Origin of the sequence: Microbacterium sp. CR_7, assembly GCF_041954755.1 — a bacterium.
Lineage (GTDB): Bacteria > Actinomycetota > Actinomycetes > Actinomycetales > Microbacteriaceae > Microbacterium.
Window position 1 is genome coordinate 448,652 of record NZ_JAVAYF010000002.1, and the last position, 20,949, is coordinate 469,600.

General features: G+C 70.0%; 18 protein-coding genes. 11 read left to right on the forward strand and 7 right to left on the reverse strand.

What is annotated here, in order from left to right; translation table 11 throughout:
- Positions 1–3: 3 nt before the first annotated feature.
- Positions 4–1,236 (reverse strand): amino acid ABC transporter substrate-binding protein, encoded by a 1,233-nt coding sequence (locus RAC81_RS05355; protein ID WP_375081356.1) that lies wholly within the window; start codon positions 1,234–1,236, stop codon positions 4–6.
- Between the two features lie 130 nt (positions 1,237–1,366).
- On the opposite strand from RAC81_RS05355, the gene RAC81_RS05360 reads away from it, so the two are divergent.
- Both RAC81_RS05360 and RAC81_RS05365 read left to right on the forward strand, forming a co-directional pair.
- Positions 1,367–2,383 carry a LacI family DNA-binding transcriptional regulator gene (locus tag RAC81_RS05360; protein WP_375081357.1) on the forward strand — a complete coding sequence of 339 codons (1,017 nt, stop codon included), beginning with the start codon at positions 1,367–1,369 and terminating at the stop codon, positions 2,381–2,383.
- 35 nt (positions 2,384–2,418) lie between these two features.
- Complete coding sequence (locus tag RAC81_RS05365; RefSeq protein ID WP_375081358.1) at positions 2,419–3,393, forward strand: acetylxylan esterase; 975 nt, start codon at positions 2,419–2,421, stop codon at positions 3,391–3,393.
- Between the two features lie 35 nt (positions 3,394–3,428).
- On the opposite strand, the gene RAC81_RS05370 is transcribed toward RAC81_RS05365, so the two are convergent.
- From RAC81_RS05370 to RAC81_RS05380, 3 genes are read right to left on the reverse strand one after another with little or no spacing between them, the layout of a single operon-like run.
- Positions 3,429–4,247, reverse strand: coding sequence for a carbohydrate ABC transporter permease (locus RAC81_RS05370; protein WP_375081359.1), 819 nt, complete (start codon positions 4,245–4,247; stop codon positions 3,429–3,431).
- Positions 4,240–5,169: a carbohydrate ABC transporter permease gene (locus RAC81_RS05375; protein WP_375081360.1), complete on the reverse strand. Its 930-nt coding sequence runs from the start codon at positions 5,167–5,169 to the stop codon at positions 4,240–4,242. Before RAC81_RS05375 ends, RAC81_RS05370 begins: the two co-directional genes overlap by 8 nt.
- Positions 5,162–6,502: an ABC transporter substrate-binding protein gene (locus RAC81_RS05380; RefSeq protein WP_375081361.1), complete on the reverse strand. Its 1,341-nt coding sequence runs from the start codon at positions 6,500–6,502 to the stop codon at positions 5,162–5,164. The genes RAC81_RS05375 and RAC81_RS05380 overlap by 8 nt, the downstream gene beginning before the upstream one ends.
- A gap of 180 nt (positions 6,503–6,682) precedes the next feature.
- Between RAC81_RS05380 and RAC81_RS05385 the strand changes: the two genes are divergently transcribed.
- The 4 genes from RAC81_RS05385 to RAC81_RS05400 all read left to right on the forward strand — a co-directional run bounded on the left by RAC81_RS05385 (position 6,683) and on the right by RAC81_RS05400 (position 11,262).
- Positions 6,683–8,161: an LLM class flavin-dependent oxidoreductase gene (locus RAC81_RS05385; protein WP_375081362.1), complete on the forward strand. Its 1,479-nt coding sequence runs from the start codon at positions 6,683–6,685 to the stop codon at positions 8,159–8,161.
- A complete protein-coding gene (locus tag RAC81_RS05390; RefSeq protein WP_375081363.1) occupies positions 8,158–9,384 on the forward strand; it encodes an acyl-CoA dehydrogenase family protein in 1,227 nt (408 codons plus the stop codon). Before RAC81_RS05385 ends, RAC81_RS05390 begins: the two co-directional genes overlap by 4 nt.
- An 11-nt stretch (positions 9,385–9,395) precedes the next feature.
- The gene (locus tag RAC81_RS05395) at positions 9,396–10,616 is read left to right on the forward strand and encodes an acyl-CoA dehydrogenase family protein (protein WP_375081364.1); all 1,221 of its coding nucleotides are present in this window, start codon (positions 9,396–9,398) and stop codon (positions 10,614–10,616) included.
- Positions 10,617–10,680: 64 nt separating this feature from the next.
- On the forward strand, positions 10,681–11,262 hold the full coding sequence (locus RAC81_RS05400; protein WP_375081365.1) for a hypothetical protein: 582 nt from the start codon (positions 10,681–10,683) through the stop codon (positions 11,260–11,262).
- A gap of 161 nt (positions 11,263–11,423) precedes the next feature.
- Here RAC81_RS05400 and RAC81_RS05405 read toward each other — a convergent pair whose 3' ends face one another.
- The gene (locus tag RAC81_RS05405) at positions 11,424–12,059 is read right to left on the reverse strand and encodes a hypothetical protein (protein ID WP_375081366.1); all 636 of its coding nucleotides are present in this window, start codon (positions 12,057–12,059) and stop codon (positions 11,424–11,426) included.
- Between the two features lie 158 nt (positions 12,060–12,217).
- On the opposite strand from RAC81_RS05405, the gene RAC81_RS05410 reads away from it, so the two are divergent.
- Positions 12,218–13,381: a histidine kinase gene (locus tag RAC81_RS05410; RefSeq protein WP_375081367.1), complete on the forward strand. Its 1,164-nt coding sequence runs from the start codon at positions 12,218–12,220 to the stop codon at positions 13,379–13,381.
- Complete coding sequence (locus tag RAC81_RS05415; protein ID WP_375081368.1) at positions 13,378–14,049, forward strand: response regulator; 672 nt, start codon at positions 13,378–13,380, stop codon at positions 14,047–14,049. Before RAC81_RS05410 ends, RAC81_RS05415 begins: the two co-directional genes overlap by 4 nt.
- 62 nt (positions 14,050–14,111) lie before the next feature.
- Here the strand turns inward: RAC81_RS05415 and RAC81_RS05420 are convergent, their stop codons facing one another.
- The gene (locus RAC81_RS05420) at positions 14,112–15,689 is read right to left on the reverse strand and encodes an alpha/beta hydrolase (protein ID WP_375081369.1); all 1,578 of its coding nucleotides are present in this window, start codon (positions 15,687–15,689) and stop codon (positions 14,112–14,114) included.
- A 117-nt stretch (positions 15,690–15,806) separates the two neighbouring features.
- Complete coding sequence (locus tag RAC81_RS05425) at positions 15,807–17,216, reverse strand: LLM class flavin-dependent oxidoreductase (RefSeq protein ID WP_375081370.1); 1,410 nt, start codon at positions 17,214–17,216, stop codon at positions 15,807–15,809.
- A 223-nt stretch (positions 17,217–17,439) separates the two neighbouring features.
- Here RAC81_RS05425 and RAC81_RS05430 point away from each other — a divergent pair, with 223 nt between their 5' ends.
- Genes RAC81_RS05430 through RAC81_RS05440 form a run of 3 tightly spaced genes read left to right on the forward strand, consistent with a single transcriptional unit; the run spans position 17,440 to position 20,949 of the window.
- The gene (locus RAC81_RS05430; RefSeq protein ID WP_375081371.1) at positions 17,440–19,086 is read left to right on the forward strand and encodes an ABC transporter substrate-binding protein; all 1,647 of its coding nucleotides are present in this window, start codon (positions 17,440–17,442) and stop codon (positions 19,084–19,086) included.
- Positions 19,064–20,083 (forward strand): ABC transporter permease, encoded by a 1,020-nt coding sequence (locus RAC81_RS05435; protein ID WP_375081372.1) that lies wholly within the window; start codon positions 19,064–19,066, stop codon positions 20,081–20,083. Before RAC81_RS05430 ends, RAC81_RS05435 begins: the two co-directional genes overlap by 23 nt.
- Complete coding sequence (locus RAC81_RS05440; protein WP_375081373.1) at positions 20,080–20,949, forward strand: ABC transporter permease; 870 nt, start codon at positions 20,080–20,082, stop codon at positions 20,947–20,949. Before RAC81_RS05435 ends, RAC81_RS05440 begins: the two co-directional genes overlap by 4 nt.

A 20,949-nucleotide genomic window follows, 5' to 3' on the forward strand; every position in this document is an offset into this window, starting at 1 on the left:
TGATCACCACGTCGGCTTCGGGAAGAGGAAGTCGGTCTCCTTGACGTCCTCGGGGAGGACGATCCGGATCTCGCCGCCGACCCACTGCTGGATCAGGTGGGCGCCGGTGGGCTTGCCCGTCTCGTCCCAGCTGAGCGGACCGACGACCGTCTCCACCTCGTTCTCGCGGAGCCAGTCGATGAGCTCCTGCTGGCACTCGCCCTGCTCGGCGCAGCCCACCGCCTCGACGGCGGCCGCGACGACCTGACCCGTCGTGTAGGCGTTCGCCTCGTCTTCCGCGGGCGGGTTCCCGTGCATCTCGGTGTACTTCTCCACGAACTCGATGTTGCTGGGGAACTGCGAGTCCGGCGAGTACCCGGTGGGCGCGAGGATGCCCTCGGTCGCCCCGCCGATCGCCGCGGCGAACTCGGGGTTGGTCGGTGCCGTCGAGAAGGCGGCGAGCTCGGGCTGGTAGTCGAGCTGCTGCAGCGCGATGATGAGGTTCACCGCATCCTGGTACTGCGTCCCGCCGATCACGATGTCGGCGTCCGACTGCGCGATCTTCGCGGCGATCGTGGAGAAGTCCGTGGTGTTCGGCGGATAGACCTCGTCGACGAGGATCTCGACGCCGGCCTCTTCGAGCTTGTCGCGGAGGCCGTACGCCGTGCCCTGTGCGAAGGGGTCGTCCATCGCGGCGACCGCGGCGGTCTCGGGTCGCTGGTCCTCGGGCAGGGCGAGGAGGTACTCGGCGAGGTTGTTGTAGTGGTCGTTCGCGATGGCGGGCGCGGCGTAGAAGAGGTTGTCGAAGCCCTGCTCGAACACCTCCGCGGCGGCGCCGGCCGGCTCGACGAACAGCATGCCGTACTCCTGCGCGACGCGCGCCGAGGGGACGACGAGTCGGGTGGAGAACGGCCCGAACACGAGGTCGACGCCGTCCTGGGCGATGAGCGACTCGTAGTCGGAGACGACCCGGTCGGCGTTGGACTGGTCGTCGAGGATCTTGAGCTCGACCGGGCGACCGAGGAGTCCGCCGTTCTCGTTGACGATGTCGCGCCAGGCCTCGTAGCCCCGCTCGACGCCCTTGCCCGGCTCCGAGAAGTCTCCGGTCAGGGGCAGCGAGATCCCGATGACGATCGGGTCGCCCTCTCCACCCCCGCCCGCGTCTCCGGTTCCGGAACAGGCTGCGAGCAGCAGACCGGCGATCGTGACGGTTCCGATCGCAGCGGGAATCCGTCGGCTGTGGCGGCGTGCAGTCATTGCGGTGTCTCCTACGTCATCGTAGCGAAAGCGCTTTCGTAAGCGCTTCCGCTAATATACTGGGATACAAACGCCGAGAGCAACCCTCAACGCCCATCGCGTCGGATTAGCTCCCTGGGGGAGGTTCTCAATGAAGCGCATCACCGGCACACCGCGTCTGATCGACGTCGCCCAGGCCGCGGGGGTGTCGCTCGCCAGCGCGTCGCGTGCGATGACAGGCGGGTCGGGCATCTCGCAGGCGGTCGCCGAGCATGTCCGACGCATCGCGAAAGAGCTCGGGTATGAGCCCGACCTGCACGCCCGGGGCCTCGCCGGCGGACTCGTGCCGACCATCGGGCTGCTCGTGCACGAGATCGGCGACCCGTACTTCTCCGAGATCGCGAGCGGCGTCATCCGCAGCGCCACGCTCGAGAACCGCTCGGTGCAGATCGCCCAGGCCGACCGCACCCCCGAGAGCGAGCTTGCGCAGGTGCAGTCGCTCAGACGGCAGCGGGTCGGCTCGATCATCATCGCGGGTTCCGGCTACTCCGACCCTGCGCACGAGGAGCGGATGACCGCAGCCCTCGCGGACTTCGCTCAGGCGGGCGGGCGCGCGGCGGCGATCGGTCGACACCACCTGGCGATCGACTCGGTCCTGCCCGACAACCACGGCGCCGGGGTCTCGATCGGACGCCACCTCGCCGACCTCGGTCACCGCCGCATCGGCGTGGTCGCCGGGCCACTCGAACTCAACACCGTCACCGACCGCATCGCCGGCCTCCGTGAGGGGCTGGCCGACGCGAACGCCGAGCTCACCGTGGTGTCGCACGCCTTCACCCGCGAGGGCGGCATGGCCGGAGCGCGCGAGCTTCTCGACAGGGAGCTCACCGCGATCGTCGGACTCAACGACGCCATGGCCATCGGCATCCTGAGCGAACTCCGCCAGCACGGCATCCGGGTGCCCGACGACCGCTCCGTCGTCGGGTTCGACGACATCGCCGTGGCCGCCGACGTCGCTCCCGCGCTCACCACCGCCCGCATCCCGATGTTCGAGATGGGACAGCACGCGGTCTCACTCATCCTGCGCCCGGAGAGCGACGAGCCGCGCACCGTGACGACCTCGCACGAGCTGATCGTCCGCGACTCGTCCGGACCGCCCCGCTCCTGACGGGTCGCGGTCCGCGATTCTGCCAGGATGCTGTCATGCCCCGCTTCGATCTCGATCCTGAACAGCTGCGCGCCTACCGCCCCGACGTCGCGGAACCCGCCGACTTCGACGAGTTCTGGAGCACGACCCTCGCCGCATCCCGCGCCAAGGCGGAGCCCGCACGCCTGAACCGCGTCGACTCGCCGCTCCGCACCGTGGACGTCTTCGACGTCACGTTCTCGGGGTACGACGGCGACCCGATCTCCGGGTGGCTGACGCGCCCCGCCGGAGCCCGGGAGCCGCTGCCGGTCGTCGTCGAGTACAACGGCTACAACGGCGGACGAGGTCTCCCCCACGAGCACCTCGCGTGGGCCGCGTCCGGCTACGCTCACCTGTTCATGGACACCCGCGGTCAGGGATCCGGCTGGGGAACCGGCGGCAGCACCCCCGACCCGCACGGCACCGGCCCCTCGGCGGCCGGCTACATGACCAGGGGCATCCTCGACCCCGCCGACTACTACTACCGCCGCGTCTTCACCGACGGGGTGCTCGCGGTCGACGCCGTCCGCGGCGTCGACGGACTCGACCCGGAGCGGGTCGCCGTGACCGGTGGAAGCCAGGGCGGCGGCATAGCGATCGCCGTCGCGGGGCTCGCCGACGGCCTCGTCGCGGCGATGCCGGACGTGCCGTTCCTCTGCCTCTTCGAGCGTGCCGTCGGCATGACCGGACGCGACCCGTACCAGGAGATCGTGCGGTACCTCTCGGTGCACCGCGATCAGGTCGACCAGGTCTTCCGGACGCTCTCGTACTTCGACGGCGTCAACTTCGCCGCGCGCGCGACGGCCCCCGCGCTCTTCTCGGTCGCCCTGCTCGACCAGGTCTGCCCGCCCTCGACGGTGTACGCAGCGCGGAACAACTGGGGTGGGACCGCCGACATCGTCGACTACCCGTTCAACGAGCACGAGGGCGGCCTGGGCGAGCAGTGGCTGCGGCAGGCGCGGTTCCTCGCCGAGGTGGACGGGGCGCGCTGAGCCCATCGCACGTCAGCGACTGAACTCGGGGTCGCTCAGCGCACCGCGCCCGCGGTGAGCCCTCCGACGAGCCAGCGCTGGAAGAACACCGCCGCCGCGAACACCGGGATCACGCCGATGAACGACGCCGCGGCGATCTTGCCGAAGTGCGGCGTGCGGTCGCCGTAGAACAGCGACAGCGCGACGGGGAACGTCTGTGCGTCCACACTCTGCGTCAGGAACGTCGCCAGCAGGAACTCGTTGTAGTTCAGGATCGCGACGATGATGCCGATCGCGACCAGGCTCGGCAGCAGCAGCGGCACGACGACCGACCACAGCATCCGTGCGGATCCCGCGCCGTCGATGCGCGCCGCCTCCTCGATCTCGACGGGCAGCCGACGGACGAACCCCTCCAGCAGCCACACCGCGACCGGCACGTTCACGAGCGCGTACACGAGGGTCAGACCGACGAGGGTGTTGTTCAGCCCGATCACACGCAGCAGCGTGAGGAGCGGCACCACCGCGACGATCGGCGGCAGCAGCCACGGGCTCATGAGCGTCGCGCCGAGCGTGCGACCGCCGGCGTTGTGCCGCACGATCGCCCAGGCGCCGGGCACCGCGAAGGCCAGCGAGATCAAAGCCCCGCCGAGGGCCGCGAGCACCGAGTTGAGGATCGACCGGGGGATGTCGGTCGAGAGCACGTCGCCCCAGTTCGACCAGTGCGGGTCGGCGCTCCACAGCACCCCGGCGACGGTCTCGTCTCGACCCATGAGCGATACCGAGAAGAGGTACAGCAGGGGCACGAGCGTCACGGCGAGCGCGACGAACAGCACCGTGCTCGCGACAGGGCGGGCGTGCACTCGACGCTCACTCATGGCGGGCCTTCCGGGCGAGGCCGGCGACGACGAGCGTGACGGCCGTGACGATGACGGCGAAGACGATCGTGATGGCCGACGCCCGGCCGATGTCGAACTCCTTCAGCGCGACCTGCTGGATGAGATAGGTCGTGGTGGTCGACGCCTGCCCCGGCCCGCCCGAGGTCATCACGAACACGAGGTCGAACACCTTGAGCGCGATGACGAGGCGGATGAAGAAGGCCGCCACGACCGTTCCGGCGATCGCGGGCCACGTGATGTGCCGGAAGAGGCGGATGCCGTGCGCTCCGTCGAGCGAGGCCGCCTCGCGGACGGCGGGGTCCTGCGTCCGCAGTGCGGCGTAGACGAGGATGACGATGAGCGGCGTCCACTGCCAGACATCGGCGAGACCGATCGCGGGCAGCGCCCAGGCCGTCGTCGAGAGCGGAGCGAGCGAGACGTCGGGCAGCACGGTCGCGAGCAGACCGCCGCCGGGGTTGAACACGAGCTTCCACAGAGTGCCGACGACCACCGGCGGAGTGATGAGCGGCAGCAGGAGCAGGGTGCGCACGACCGCTCCCGACCGTGTCGCCCGCTCCAGCGCGACGGCGATGGCCACCCCGAACACGGCGCTGGCGACCGCGACGACGAGGGCGTAGCCGACCGTCCGCGCGAAGGAGGCGACGACGTCGGCGTCCGTCAGGATGCTCTCCAGGTTCGCCGTGCCCACCCACTCCTGGAAGGGCCGCCCGAGGGTCGAGTCGCTGAGGGCCGCGGCGAGGATGAAGAGCAGCGGGTACGCCCCCAGCACGATGATCGACAGGATCGTCGGCGCGGTGAACAGGGCGACGGATGCCGACGCGCGCCGACCCGCCCGTCGCGGCGCTAGGCCGGACGGGCGGGCGGAACGCGGGAGCGCACGCGCGGCGAGAGTGTCAGCCAAGGATGTCTTCCCACTCGGCCTGCACCCGGTCGAGCGTCTCCTGCGCCGAGCCGCCGTCACCCGCGATGAGCTTTGCGAGCTCGTCGGTGAGGATCTGCGCGGCCTGGGAGGCGTTCTCCCCCGTCGGCCAGGCGAGCGAGCCGGTGAGCGTCGTGCGGTTGACGCGCTGGAGGTCGGGGTAGGTCTCGCCGTAGGCGGCGCTCTCCAGGGACGACTCGCGGTTCGGGTCGATGCCGGTCTGCGGGTCGGCGACGATGAGCTCGGAGTTCACCTCGCTCGACGCGGCGTACTCGATGAACGCCTTCGCGAGGTCGGTCTTCTGCGTGTTCGCGGCGATCACCCACGTGAAGCCGGCGACGAGCGACGCCTTCGGCTCGGTGTTGTCGCCGCCCACCGGGAGGGTCGTGACGCCCCACTTGCCCGCGACCTTCGAGTCGGGGTTCGTCTCGGAGCCCACACCCAGGTCGGTCCAGTTCTCGATGAAGCCGACCTTGCCGTCGTACCAGGCGCCGTTCCCGACGCCGAAGTCGGTCTCGGCGGGAGTCGGGAACGCGTAGGGCACGGCATCCACCAGCGCCTGCGCGGCCGCGACGGCCTCCGGCGAGTTGATGGTGGGCTTTCCGTCCTCGTCGACGAACTCGCCGCCGAAGCCGGCGAGGCGGTTCGCGAAGGCCGCGCCGAGGATCAGCGGCGACTTCTGGCCGAAGATCGCCGAACCGTAGACGCCCTGGTCGCCCTCGTTCTCGGTGATGGTCTTCACGTCGGCGAGGTACTCGTCCCACGTGGTCGGCGGCTCGGTGATGCCGTTCCGCTCGAGGATCTCCGTGTTGTAGAACAGCACGTGCGTGTCGCCGTCGAACGGCAGGCCGTAGCGGCGGTCGCCGACGAGCGTGTACGGGTCGTTGATCGACGGGATGAAGTCGTCGGTCTCGAGCGACGGCGTCTCGTCGATCCAGTCCGTGAGGTCCTGGATCGAGCCGCCCTCCGCGAGGTCGCCGATCGACACGTACCAGGGCGCCGCGACGTCGAAGGTGTTCGCGCCGGACTGCTGGTCGAGAGCGAGGGTCGAGCCGATCTCGTCGTAGGGCACGATCGTGAGGTTCACCTCGGCGCCCGTCTCCTCCTCGAAGTGCTCCTTGAGCCAGTTGCCCGCCCCTTCGTGCGAGGTGATCAGCAGGGCGTTGAGCGACTGTCCGGAGAAGTCGCCGTCGTCATCCGAGCCGCCCGCGTCGGGCGACGACGATGCGCAGCCGGCGATGGCGATGGTCGCGGCCGTGACACCGGCGACGCCGAGCAGCAGACGGCGAGCGCGGCGGCTCGGAAGAAGGGACATGGGGGCTCCTCAGGAATCGGGTTCGGGAAGCGGATCGGCGCTCACGCTAGGGACGGACCGGCCGCCCGCGCACCGCCGCCGTAACAGTTCGTCGCGGAGCGACCAGCAACGTCATCGTGCGCGCGGGCGACCGCACGGAATGGCTAGTGTCGCGGCATCCCTACCCTCCCGAGGAGCACCGTGCCCGGCCGCATCATCCTGAACGCCTTCGACATGACCTGCGTGACCCACCAGGCGCCGGGGCTGTGGCGGCACCCCGACAATCAGGCCGACCGGTACCACGACCTCGACTACTGGGTCGACCTCGCGAAGACGCTGGAGCGCGGGACCTTCGACGCCCTCTTCATCGCCGACGTGCTCGGCACGTACGACGTCTATCGCGATTCCGCGGCCGCGGCGCTCGGGGATGCCGCGCAGGTGCCGCTCGGCGACCCGGTGGTGCAGATCTCCGCGATGGCGCACGCGACCGAGCACCTCGGCTTCGGCGTCACGGTCGCCACCACCTACGAGCAGCCGTACGCGCTCGCGCGGCGGTTCTCGACCCTCGACCACTTCACCCGCGGCCGGGTGGGGTGGAACGTCGTCACCAGCTACCTCGATTCGGCGGCGCGCAACCTCGGCCTCGACACGCAGATCGCTCACGACGACCGCTACGAGATCGCGGAGGAGTTCCTCGACGTCACCTACAAGCTGTGGGAGGGGTCGTGGGAGGACGGCGCGGTGCAGCGCGACCGCGACTCCGGCGTCTTCACCGATGCGTCGCGGGTGCATCCGATCGGACACGAGGGGCGCAACTACCGGGTGCCCGGCATCCACCTCGCCGAACCGAGTCCGCAGCGCACCCCGGTGATCTTCCAGGCGGGAGCGTCGCCACGGGGCCGCGAGTTCGCGGCCAGGCACGGCGAGGCGATCTTCATCAACGGCCTGCGGCCCGAGGTCACCCGTCCCGTCACCGACGACATCCGCGCCCGCGCCGAGGCGCTCGGTCGTCCCCGCGACTCGGTGTCGATCCTCACGCTCGCCACGGTCATCGTCGCCGCGACCGACGAGGAGGCGCAGGCCAAGCTCGACGACTACCGTCAGTACGTCTCACTCGAGGGCGCGCTCGCGCTGTACGGCGGCTGGTCCGGTCTCGACCTGTCGCAGTTCGATCCCGACGTGCCGCTCACCTACGTCGACACGGATGCCGCGCGCTCGGCGCTCTCGATCTTCACCAAGGCCGACCCCGAGCGACAGTGGACGCCCCGCGACATCGCCCACTACGTCGGCATCGGCGGGATCGGCCCCGTCATCGTCGGCAGTGCGCAGACGGTGGCCGACGAGCTGGAGCGGTGGGTCGAGGTCGGGGGCGTCGACGGCTTCAACCTCGCGTACGTCATCACCCCCGGCACGTTCGAGGACATCGTGGAGCACCTCGTCCCCGAACTGCGCCGCCGCGGACGGGTCTGGGACGAGTACCCGGAGGGCACGCTGCGCGGACGCCTCCGCGGCGACGGCTCGCCCATCGTGCCGGAGTGGCACCCCGCCCACGCGTACCGCGGCGCCTTCGCCGGCGCTGCGAGCGCCCTCGACGGCACGATCGGCGAGCCGCTCGACCCCACCGACCTGACCGATCTGACCGACCTGACTGACCTCACCGAGAAGGAGGACGCCCGATGAGCGTCATCGCAGAGACCTCGAACCGCAGCCTCTGGAAAGGCACGGCGGATGCCGCGGAGCGCGCGCACTGGAGCGCCGTCGCCGAGCGCGTGGCCGCAGAGCTCGCGACCGACGCGCTGCAGCGCGACCGGGCGAATCAGGATCCGACGGCCGAGCTCGATCTGCTGCGGGACGCCGGCCTCGTGAACCTGCTCCAGCCGGCGGAGTTCGGCGGAGGCGGAGCGCACTGGGAGACGGCGTTCCTCGTCATCCGCATCCTGTCGCGGGCCGACGCGTCGGTCGCCCAGGTGCTCGCGTACCACTACATCAACTCGGGGAACATCGGCTTCGCCGCCGACCCTTCGGTGCAGGAGGAGTGGCACCGCAAGACGATCGCCGGCCGCTGGGTGTGGGGCGACTCGGTCAACCCGACCGACCCCGACCTCGCGCTCACGGCGGACGGCGACGGGTACCGTCTCGACGGTCTCAAGCGGTTCTCCACCGGGGCGTCGGCGGGAGACGTCGTGCTGGCGGCTGCGGCCGTGCGCGGCGGCGATCTCGACGGCACGGTGCAGCTCGTCGTTCTCGATCACGATCGCGACGGCATCCGCTACCTGGGCGACTGGGATGCTCTGGGGCAGCGCCTCTCGGCGAGCGGCTCGGTGCGGTTCGAGAACGTGCGGGTCGAGATCTCTGACGTCCTGGGCCAGCTCGGTGACGAGCCGTTCTCGACGCTCATCACCCCCGGCATCCAGCTCGCCTTCGGGAATCTCTATCTCGGCATCGCGGAGGGCGGGCTCGCCCGCGGCCTCGACATCGTTCGCGCGCGACCACGCGCGTGGTTCCTCAGCCAGGCCGACACGTACCGGCAGGATCCGTTCGTGCAGCGCGTCGTCGGGGAGTTCGCCTCGCGCATCGCCGCCGTCGAGGCGCTCGCGGATCGAGCCGGCCGCCTGTTCGACGAGGTCGTCGACGAAGGCGCGGCCGTCACGGCCGAGCGCCGCGGGCAGCTCGCCATCGAGATCGCCAAGGTCAAGGTCGTGTCGACCGAGGTCGGGATCGAGGTCGCCGATCGCATCTTCGAGGTCACCGGGTCTAGTTCGGCCCGTGCGGATGTCGGGCTGGACCTGTTCTGGCGGAACATCCGCACGCACTCGCTGCACGACCCGATCGACTACAAGAAGCTCGAGGTCGGCGCGTGGACGCTGAACGGCGAGCTGCAGCCGATCTCCCTCTACACCTGATGGGCACGCACGTGACGGAACGGAAGACGCGGCTGGATGCTGCGCGTGACCGCCTGCGCCCCCTCTTCGCAGAGATCGCCGAGGGCACCGTCGCGAGGGAGCAGAGCCGTTCGCTGCCGTTCCCCGAGGTCGAGGCGCTGCGCGCGGCCGGCTTCGGACGTCTGCGCCTCCCTGTCGAGCTCGGCGGCGACGGGCTGGACTGGCCGTCGTTCGCCGAGCTGTTGATCGAACTCGCGGCGGCGGACTCCAACCTGCCGCAGATCTTCCGCGGTCACATCGCCTACGTCGAGCACGTGCTCGCTTCTCCCCCTGGTGCACGCCGCGACCTCTGGCTCGACCGTCTCGCGCGGGGAGAGCTGGTCGGGAACGCCTGGTCGGAGAACGGCGCGGCGGCCGTCGGCACCAACGCCACCCGCGTCTCACGCAGACCCGACGGCACCTGGCGGGTCGACGGTCGCAAGTTCTACACGACGGGCAGCATCTTCGCCGACTGGATCGACGCCACTGTCGACCTCGACGGCACCACGGTCACCGCGTTGATTCCGCGGAATCAGGGCGGCGTGTCGGTCTCCGACGACTGGGACGGCTTCGGCCAGCCCCTGACCGGCACCGGCACCGCGGTGTTCGACGACGCCTCGGTCGATGAGGGTGACGTCGAGCCGTTCACCGCACGGTTCCCGTTCCAGACCGCGGTGTACCAGCTCACCCTGCTCTCGGTACTCGCGGGCATCGCCGCCGCCGTCGAGCGCGACACCGCGGCCCAGGTCCGGGCTCGGACCCGGGTATACAGCCACGGCACGGCCGACCGGGTGGCCGACGATCCGCAGGTGCTCCAGATCGTCGGTGAGCTCACCGCGACGAGCGCGACGGCCAGGGCGCTCGTGCTCGATGTCGCCCGCGAGGTGCAGCACGCGGCCGACAGCCTCGGCACGCCGGAGGCGCAGGATGCCGTGGTCGCGGCGGAACTGCGGTCGACCCACGCGCAGATCGTGCTCACCGACCTCGTCCCCCGCGCAGCGACCCGCCTCTTCGACACCCTCGGGGCATCCGCCGTGCGCTCGGGCACGGCGCTGGACCGGCACTGGCGCAACGCGCGCACGGTGTCGTCGCACAATCCGTGGATCTTCAAGGCGCGGCAGCTCGGCGACCACGCGGTCAACGGCCGGGTGCCGGACTTCGTCTGGACGGTCGGGGCTGCGACGGAGCACACGAACGCGCCGGCGCCTGCCTGAGCCCACCGAGGTCGTACGCCCGAATTCGCGCCGAGCGCGACGGATCTCTGCCATGCTGTCGATCATGAGGACCGGGACCACTGTGGCGTGGAGCGTCGGCGTCGTCGCCGTGATTGCAGCGGTCGGTGTCGGGGCTGTGATGCTCGCGACGTCCGTCGCATCGGGTGCAGCACCGTCCGGGGCTGCGGAATCGACGCCTGTTCCGACGCCGAGTCCGACTGCGCCTCTCGACGAAGAGGCCGCGATGATGGCGGAGCTCGGCGACGGCTACCAGTACCTGGGCCACGGCACGAGCATCCCGAAGAACGCGATCGCGGGATGTCCCGAAGCCGGCTACATCTTCCTCGGCAGCGACGACGGCGGTCCCTCGCACGCGGAGCACCTCGGGGCCGATCTCGTCGACCTCGGGCCGAGGGATTTCGCCCGAGGCACAGTCGGCTTCGATGCGGCCGGGGGTATCGCCACCTACACGGTGGCGGCCGGCGATGTGGAGACCGTGATCGGCGAGCGCTTCTGCATCTACAACGGCATAGCGCTCGGAATGCTGAACGGGTATCCGGGCGGCGACGCGATCCAGCCCGGCGACGTCATCACGCTGAACGCGGACCTCGTCACCGACTGGGTCAGCCCCTACCCCGAGGGCTGAGCGTCGCGCGGCCTGTCGTCGGTTCAGCGGTGGCTCTCTCAGACGTCGCACGTCGCGCGCGAAGCCCGAGGATGAAACCGAGGGAGCCGAGGGAGCCGAGGGAGCCGAGAAAGACCGTACCGGCGGCCGGTCCGTACAGCATCAGGTAGGACGTTCGTGGTTCAGGTGGCCGCGCCGCTGTCGAGCAGCCAGTGGTATCGCATCATCAGCGCGCGGTCGGTCGCCCCGAGTGCGGCGGCCACACCGATCGCGAGATTCACCCACCACGGCAGATGGATCGGCGACTCGAACACTCCGATCGACTCGGCGATCAGCGGGAAGCGCGAGAGCGGCTCGGCGAGCTGGAGCAGGTTCACTCCCAGACCGACGACCAGCGCGACGACAGCGGCAGCCCCGAGGAAGCGGCTGGCGGCGGGGTGCTGTCGAGACAGTCGCAGGCGTCGCCCCTCCGCCGACGCGGGATCCGGTTGCAGCTGCCGCTCCGAGCCGTCGGACGAGACGAAGACGCAGCGCCGCAACCCTGCTTCGCTGGTGCGCACCTCGATGACGCCGCCCGCCACGGGAAACCGTGCGGGCACGCGCGAGATCGCGGATCTGCGCCCGTCGAGGTACAGACTGGCCATGATCTCGCCGGTCTCGGGATCTCCCCCGTGCTTGACCTCGATCGTATGCACGACCTGGCGCCCTTCCACAGGAAGGCTGATCGACAGCACGGAACGCCGGAACATCTGCCACCACCGGAACGGGCGGAGGGGTCGCCCGTCCCCCGGCTTGATCCGCGTGCTCCATCTGACCATGTGCGACCATCTCCTTCCGACGAGCGGACTTCACACGCTAGGCGAGCGCCCGCGGTCGTCACATCGGTCGCGCGCAGGCGGCCGCTCATACTTTGGTCGGAGAGCCGACGACCACGGCACGAGGCACGCACCGGAGTGCGACTCGTAGGATCGGGATCATGGACGCGCCTGCCACTCCGCACGCTCGCGCACCTCGGAATCACGTCGTCGACGTCGTGCTGATCGTCTTCTCCGCCGCGCTCGGGTATATCGCTGTCACGACCCTGGACCGCCCGTTCGGCTGGCCCGCCTGGACCGGACCCGTCGAGCTCGCGCTCGGCCTGTGCGCGTGCCTGTCACTGTGGTGGCGTCTGACACATCCCGTCGCCGTCGCGACCGTCCTCCTCGTCGCGGGGACCTTCCTGTCGTCGGTGTCGGTCGCACCCCTGTTCGCTCTCTACGCCGTCGCTCTGCTCTGCTCGATCCGCGTCACCATCCTGTTCTGCGCGCTGAATCTCGTATCCGTCGCCGGTCCGCTGCTTCTCCGACCGGAATTCCACGCGTCCCCGCTGCTGTTGCTGAGCGCGCACATCGTCGGGGTGATCGCCGCGACCGCCTTCGGTCTCGTCATCCGGAGTCGGCGCGCTCTCGTGCAGTCCCTGCGCGAACGCGCGGTCGCCGCAGAGACCGAGGCCGCGCTCCGGGCGTCGCAGGCGGAGCACGAGGCTCGCGAGGAGCTCGCCAGGGAGATGCACGACGTCCTCGGGCACCGCCTGTCGCTGCTCAGCATCCAGGCCGGCGCCCTCGGCTACAACGCCACGATGTCGTCGGCCGAGAGCGCACAGGTCGTCGAGGAGATCCGACGCAACTCGCGCGCTGCGCTGCAGGATCTCCGCGAGGTACTGCATGTGCTCCGCTCTCCGCAGGCCGACGTACCTCTCCCCGGCGCCGCCGACATCCCCACCCTCGTCCGCGAAGCCTCACCCGTCGGCGGCTCCATCGCGCTCTCCGATGAGAGCGGCCTGACCTCGGTCGACAGCGATGTCCCCGCTCTTCTGGGCCGGACGCTGTATCGCTTCGTGCAGGAGGGACTGACGAATGTACGCAGGCACGCGCCCGGAGCGGATGCCGTGGTGTCGATCACCGGGCGCGTGGGGAGCGGCATCCGCGCGGAGATCCGAGACACGGGCACGGGAGAACCGGCTCCGCCGGCGGCGAGTGGAACCGGGTCGGGTCTGCGTGGCCTCGCCGAACGCGCAGCCCTCGTGGGCGGCGAGGTCTCTCACGGTCCGACCGAAGACGGCGGCTGGCGAGTGGCGATGAGACTACCGTGGCTCGCATGATCGATGATGCCGGCATCCGCGTCCTCATCGTCGACGACGACCCCGTGGTGCGATTCGGACTGGCGATGATGCTCCGTGCCGCCTCCGACCTCTACGTCGCCGGTGAGGCGTCCACCGGGCTGGAGGCGCTCGACCGCGTCGATGAGCTCGATCCCGACGTCGTGCTGATGGACGTGCGGATGCCGGGGATGGACGGCCTGACCGCCACCGAGCACCTCCTGTCGCGACCTGACCCGCCCGGGATCATCGTGCTGACGACCTTCGACGCCGATGACACCGTTCTTCGCGCGCTGCGCGCCGGTGCCGCCGGGTTCCTCCTGAAGGACACGCCGCCGGACGAGCTGGTCGGCGCCGTGCGCGCCGTCGCGCTGGGCAGTCACACGCTCTCGGCCGACGTGACCCGCCGACTCATCGACCTCGCCGACACCGCACACGGCAGGCCTCGTCGCGCCGCGGCGCGCGAACGACTCGGAGTGCTCGCCCCGCGCGAACTGGAGGTGGCGAAGGAGGTGGGCGCCGGTCGATCGAACGCGCAGATCGCCAGCCGGCACCACATCAGCCTGCCCACCGTCAAGACGCACGTCTCGTCGATCCTGACGAAGCTCGGCGTCGCCAGCAGGGTGCAGGTCGCGCTTCTCGTGCAGGATGCCGAGCTCGACGACGACTAGCTCGCGCGCACAGGAAGGGGACCCGTGCGAGACGGGCGCCCTTCCTGCTTCCGGTCGCGGAGCTACTGAGCCGGCAGTGCGCAGGTCGCTCCCTCGGCGGGCACCTCGAGATCGATCAGGTACTTCTCCACGATGTCGTTCACGCAATCGCTGCGGCCCAGAAGGTACGCGGCGTGCTGGTTCCCCTCCACGGTCAGCAGGCTGCCGCCCAGCGCCTCCGCCATCGCGACTCCCCCGGAGTGCGGTGTCGCAGGGTCGCCGGTGACCGAGACCGTGAGAGTCATGGGGATCTCGCCCTCCGGCACCTCCAGCCAGGGATCGCCGCGGGTCGGAGGCTCCGGCCAGGATGCGCACTCGTGGTGGTACTCGACGCCCGCTTCGCCCAGGTCGAGCAAGGGCGCGACCTCCGCGATCCGTTCGGCGAGCGCCGTCTGCTCCTCCGGCGTGCGGGCCGGGGCGTCCATGCACCGGATCGCGACGTTCGCGTCGGGATCGGTGCCGTAGACACCGTCGGCGCCGCGCTCGAAGTAGCGGTCGCGCAGCAGAGTCAGCGTCGCCCCGCTTCCCTCCTCGACCTCGGCGAGGCCCGCGATCACCAGGGGCCAATCCGCCTCGGCGTAAAGCCCGGAGGTGACCGCGGCGAGCGCGTCGTAAAGGCCCAGTTCTCGGCCGTCGCCGGTCGACACCGGGGCGTCGGCCAGAGGGCGGATGATGTCGTGCAGCCGATCTGTCGCTTCCTCCGGCTCTGAGCCGAGCGGACAGTCGCTCGCCTCCGCGCACTGCGCGGCCAGCTTGTCGAAGGTCGCCTGGAAACCGGCGAACTGCGAGACGCGGAAGTCGGAGGAGGTGAGCGTCGGGTCGACCGCGCCGTCGAGGACGATCGCGCGGACGTTCCCGGGGAACGTGGTCGCGTACATCGCGGCGATCTCCGACCCGTAGCTGTATCCGAGGAACGACAGCTTCTCGTCGCCCAGCGCGGCGCGCATGATGTCCATGTCCTGCACGACGTTCGTCGAGCCGACGCTGGTGAGGGCGGATTCGCCGCCCGAGCCGTCGATGCATCGCTGAGCGGCCTCGTCGGCCTCCTCCTTCGACGTCAGGGCGTAGACCGCGCCGCCGACGAAGCCCTCCCCCCGGTCGTACTCCGCGTCGGAGAAGCAGTCCACCTTCGGTGTCGACGCTCCCACGCCGCGCGGGTCGAACCCGACGATGTCGAAGTTCTCGAGCAGAGGATTGGTCTGCCAGGCGGGCTCCAGCCGGGCGATGAACGTGTTACCGGAGACTGCGGGCCCTCCGGGGTTCACCAGCAGCGAGCCCTTGCGCTCGCCCTTCGCCGGCACACGCAGCACGGCGATCTCGGCCGTGTCGCCGTCGGCGTCGCTGTAGTCGAGCGGAACCTCCACCGTCGCGCACTCGATGTTCGGATTCGCATACAGGACCGCGTTCTCCTGTGTCGTCGCGAACGGATCGCACGGGCCCCACTCGATGTCCTGGTCGTGGAACTGACTGAGGTCAGCGCCGGGCGGATCGTCGGGCGGAGCGGTCGTCGGGGTGCAGGCGGTCACGACGAGAAGGGCGGCCACGAGAGCGAGGCCGCCGACCATCGTGCCCCGCCATCGGGACTTCTGTAGGAATGACATACCGCCACGCTAGGAAGACCGCGCGGCGGCCGAATCGGGGCGAAGTCGGGTCGGGGGCATCCGAAGTATGATCCGGCAGCGTCGATCGACGGAGGCTCGACGATCCGCCCCCGCGTCTCACACGGAAGCACGCCCCTCGAGGATCGCCTGCTCGTCGAGTCCTCGTCCGCCGCGGAAGCGGGCGGCCGGATGAGTGTCTGCCACACGCGGTCCGGCGCCATGCACGCGCTCGCGCAGCGTCTCCCCCGGCGTGTAGGCGTCGCGCAGCCGACCGCGGCGGCGCAGCTCGGGAACCGCGTGCTCGACGAAATCGCGGGCCGTGTCGTACGAGTGGTACTGCACGAGGTTGATGCCGTCGATGTCGTGGTCGTCGAGCCAGGACTCGATCTCGTCGGCCACGTCGGTCGGCGACCCCACGGCCATGAAGGGCTTCCGGTGGAACCCCTTCATCGTGGCGAGGAACTCGCCGATCGTCTGCTCCTGCGGCAGGAACGCCGCCGTGAGGTCGTCGGCCCGACCCTCACGACGAAGCGCCTCGCCGAGGGTGAGGTCGGCGGGGTGCGCGGTCGGGTCGAACGGCAGACTCGCGTGCGCGAGCACCCCGTCGATGCTCGCGTACCGCTCGTACTCGGCGAGCTTCGCCTCCGCCTCCTCGCGGGTGGGCGCGACGATCACGGTGGCGCCCACGACGAACTTGATGTCGTCGCGTGCTCGACCCTGCCGCTCGAGCTCGTCGCGAATCCGACCGATCGTGCCGCTCACCTGTTCGAAGGAGCGCCCTCCCGTGAAGATCAGTTCGGCGTGGCGGCCGGCGAACTCGATGCCCCGCGACGACTGCGTGGCCTGGATGAGGAAGGGTGTGCGCTGCCGCGAGGGTGAGGACAGATGCGGACCGGCCACCGAGTATCTCGGACCGCGGTGGTTGATGTATCGGATCTTCTCGGGATCGGCGAACACCCCGTTCTCCCGATCCTCGACGATCGCGTCGTCGTCCCACGACCCCTCCCACAGCTTGTAGAGCACCTCGAGGTACTCGTCGGCGATCTCGTAGCGGGTGTCGTGGTCGACCTCGCCCTCGAGACCGAAGTTCCGCGCGGCGTTGGGCAGGTACGAGGTCACGATGTTCCACCCCACCCGGCCCTTGGTGAGGTGGTCGAGGGTCGACATGCGGCGCGCGAACGCGAACGGCGGTTCGTAGGTGGTCGAGAACGTGATGCCGAACCCGAGGTGCTGCGTCACGGCGGCCATCGCCGGCACGACGAGCATCGGATCGTTGCTGGGGATCTGGAGGCCCTCGCGGATCGCCGTCTCCGGCCCGCCGCGGAACACGTCGTAGGCACCGATCACGTCGGCGAGGAACACGGCATCGAAGCCGCCGGCCTCGAGCAGCTGCGCGAGCTCGGTCCAGTACTCGATGTCTGTGAAGTGCGTCCGTCGATTGCCGGGGAGCCGCCAGAGTCCGTGGGTGATGTGGCTGACGCAGTTCATCTCGAACAGGTTGAGGATGAGGCGCTTGGGTTCGGACATGACGGGGCTCCTTCCGTGACGCACACGCGCCACCGCCGATCGTCCCGCGTGAGGGCGACGCGACGGCATCCGATGACGTTGCATGAGGCCGCATGACGCCGCGTGACGTCGCACGGCGCCCCGTGACACGAGGGATGTGAGTCGCCGCCCGGCTCGGAATGATCGCACCAACGCGGCGTCCATCGACCGCTGCGTCGACACCCGACGAAAGGCCCAGAGCCCCATGAACGCTTCCAGGACCCGCCGAGCACTGGCCGCGACCGCGGCCGCGGCCGTGGTCGCCCTCGCCCTGTCCGCCTGCAGCGGCGGCGCCGTCGCGCAGCCCGCCGCCGACGCCGAACGCGTCGACGGCGGCACCATCGTCTACGCGCACCAGCAGGAGCCGCAGTGCCTCTTCGGCGGCTGGATCGAGCAGGCGTACATCTCGTACCAGTTCCTCGACAGCCTGTTCTCCCTCACCGAGGACGGCGAGGTCGTGCCGTGGCTCGCGGAGGACTGGGCTGTGAGCGACGACGGTCTGACCTACACCCTCACCCTCAAGGAGGGGGTCGAGTTCACCGACGGCACCCCGGTGGATGCCGAGGCCGTGGCGTACAACTTCGACTATTGGGTCGACGGCGGCAACAGCACCGCGGCCGTGTGGCTGGGCGGATACTACGAGTCGGCCGAGGCCGTCGACGACCTCACCGTCGCCGTGCACCTCTCCCGCCCCTACACCCGCTTCGTCGAGAACCTCACGCAGGGGTACTTCGGCATCCAGTCGCAGCACGCGCTCGAGACCCGCACCGAGGAGGAGAACTGCGAGCAGCCGATCGGCTCCGGAGCGTTCGTGGTCGAGGAGTGGAATCGCGGCGAGAACGTCATCCTCGTGCGCAACGACGACTACACCTCGTGGCCGGAGAACGCGAAGCACACGGGTCCGGCATACGTCGAGAAGGTGGACTGGCGGTTCGTCGCCGACGGAGTCACCCGTGTCTCGGCGCTGCGCTCCGGCGAGGCCGACGCGATCTACGACATCCCCGCGATCGAGTGGGAGGGCATCGAGAACGAGCAGTACGAGCTGCACAAGTACGTGACACCGGGCCGCCCGCAGCAGATCTCCTTCAACACGACGCGCGCGCCGTTCTCCGACGAGAACCTGCGCAAGGCCTTCATCTACAGCCTCGACCGCGAGAGCATCGTCGACACGATCGGCCACGGTGTGATCCCGTTCGAGGGCAACGGCGGGGTGAGCAGGGCGACGCCGGCATACAGCGAGAAGGCCGCGGACTGGTACGCGTACGACGCCGACGAGGCGAACCGACTGCTCGACGAGGCCGGGTGGACCGAGCGCGACGACGACGGCTACCGCGTCAAGGACGGGAAGACCCTCGAGGTCGTGTTCCCGTACAACGCGGGCACGATCATCAACGCCGACGGCGCCTCCATCTTCCAGGCCGTGCAGGAGCAGGCGAAGGCGACGGGGTTCAAAGTCGACCTCATCCCGGTGCCGCCGTCCGAGACCTGGGCGGGGAAGTACGCCGGTCGCGACGCCTACGACATCTCGGCCGGGTACTGGACCTCGGTGAACGCCGGCATCCTCTACATCAACTGGCGCCCGAGCACGGAGGACAACCCCAACTTCTCGAACAGCGCCTTCTACGACGATCCCGCGCTCGAGGCGATCATCCTCGCGGCGAACTCCGAGCCGGATGCCGCGGCACAGGACGCGCTGTATCAGCAGGCTCAGGAGTACATCGCGGAGCACGCGCTCTCGTTCGGTCTGTACGACCGGCTGAGCACGCTCGGCGTGAACCCGCATCTGCGCGACGTCTGGCAGGAGCACGCACAGGGGGGACCGACGTTCTATGACGCGTACTTCGTCGAGTGAGGCCCGACCGGCCGACCGGATCTCCTCCGGTCGGCCGACGGCCCCGAAGCGCACGCTCCGCCGCCTCCGCCGCCTGGCCTCGAGCCTGATCGGCGCCCTGGTCGTGCTGTGGGGCGCGGCCACCACCGCGTTCCTCGCGCAGACCGCTCTGCCCGGCGACCGGGCGACCGCGATCCTCAACATCCGCACCTGCCAGGCGCAGGAGCGCACTCCGGCGGAGCTGGCACCGATCGTCGACGCCTACGGGCTCGACCATCCTCTGGTCGTGCAGTATCTGAACTACATCGGCGGCCTCCTGCGCGGCGATCTCGGCACGTCCTACCAGCAGTTCCGGCCGGTGTGGGATCTCATCGGCGAGCAGCTCGGATCGACGCTCGTTCTCACGTTCACCGGCATCCTGCTCGCGTGGGTGCTGATGATCGTGTGGGTGACGCTCACCGCGGGTCGCGGCCCGCGGGTCCGCGCGCTCGGCTCGGCGGTCGACACGGTCACCGCCGCGCTGCCGCCGTACTGGCTCGGCATCCTCCTCCTGCTGGTCTTCGCGCTCACGCTGCGCTGGTTCCCCGTTATGGGCGGCAGCGGGGTCAACAGCATCGTCCTCCCCGCGCTCACGCTGGCGATCCCGCTCGCGGGCTTCATGGGCCAGTCCGTCCGCGCCGAGTACGAGCGCGCGCTCGACCAGCCGTTCGTGCTCAGCGCGCGGATGCGGGGCATGGGCGACCTCGGCATCCGCCTGCGTCACGTGCTGCGGCACGGCTCGATCCCCGCCGTCACGCTCACGGGGTGGGCGCTCGGCGCGACCGTCTCCGGCGCCGTCATCGTCGAGCAGATCTACTCGCGTCCTGGCATCGGCAAGACCCTCGTCGCCGCGGTCGGCGCGCAGGACCTGCCGGTCGTCACCGGCATCGTCGTGCTCGTCGCCGTCCTCTACGTCGTCGCCAACCTCCTGGTCGACGTCGTCTACACGCTCATCGACCCGAGGCTGAAGACGTCATGACCACCACGCCCCTCTCGCCGTCCCGCGTCCCCGCCACGACGCAGCCGCGCACTCGTCGCCGCCTGCGGGTGAACTGGTCGCTGCTCGTCTCGATCGTGTTCGCCGTGCTCTTCGCGATCGCGGCGCTCGCCCCGGCCGTGCTGGCCACCCACAGCCCGACGGCGCAGAGCTTCGCCGACGCCCTGCAGGCTCCCTCGCTCGCGCACTGGTTCGGCACCGACGAAGCGGGGCGGGATCTGTACAGCCGCGTCGTGCACGGCACCAGGGAGTCGCTGCTCATCGGCATCGGCGCGGCCGGGATCGCGCTGGTCGCCGCCCTCGTGCTGGGATCGCTCGCCGCGCTCGGCGACCGCGTCACCGCGGCGATCGTGAACCGCGGCATCGAGGTCGTCTTCGCCTTCCCGAACCTCCTGCTCGCCCTGCTGCTCGTGTCGATCCTGGGCCCCTCGCCCTGGACCCAGGTCGTCGCCGTCGGGGTCAGCACCGCTCCGGGGTACGCCCGCATGGTGCGCGGCCAGATCCTGTCAGCCAAGAACGCCGGCTACGTCGAAGCCGCCCGGGCGCTCGGCCACGGGTGGTGGCGGATCCTCGGTCGTCACGTGCTGCCGAACGCGATCCGACCGCTCGTCGCCGTATTCACCATGGCGATCGGCCAGTCGATCGTCTGGGCGTCGGGCCTGTCGTTCCTCGGACTCGGCGTCGCGCCACCCTCCTCGGAGTGGGGCGCCCTGCTCGACGCAGGACGGACCAACATCCTGCAGGCGCCGTGGCTCACCTTCATCCCGGGGCTCGTCATCCTCGCGCTCGCTCTGACGGCGACGACGATCGGCAAGCACATCCAGAACAGCCTCGAGAAGGGACGCTGA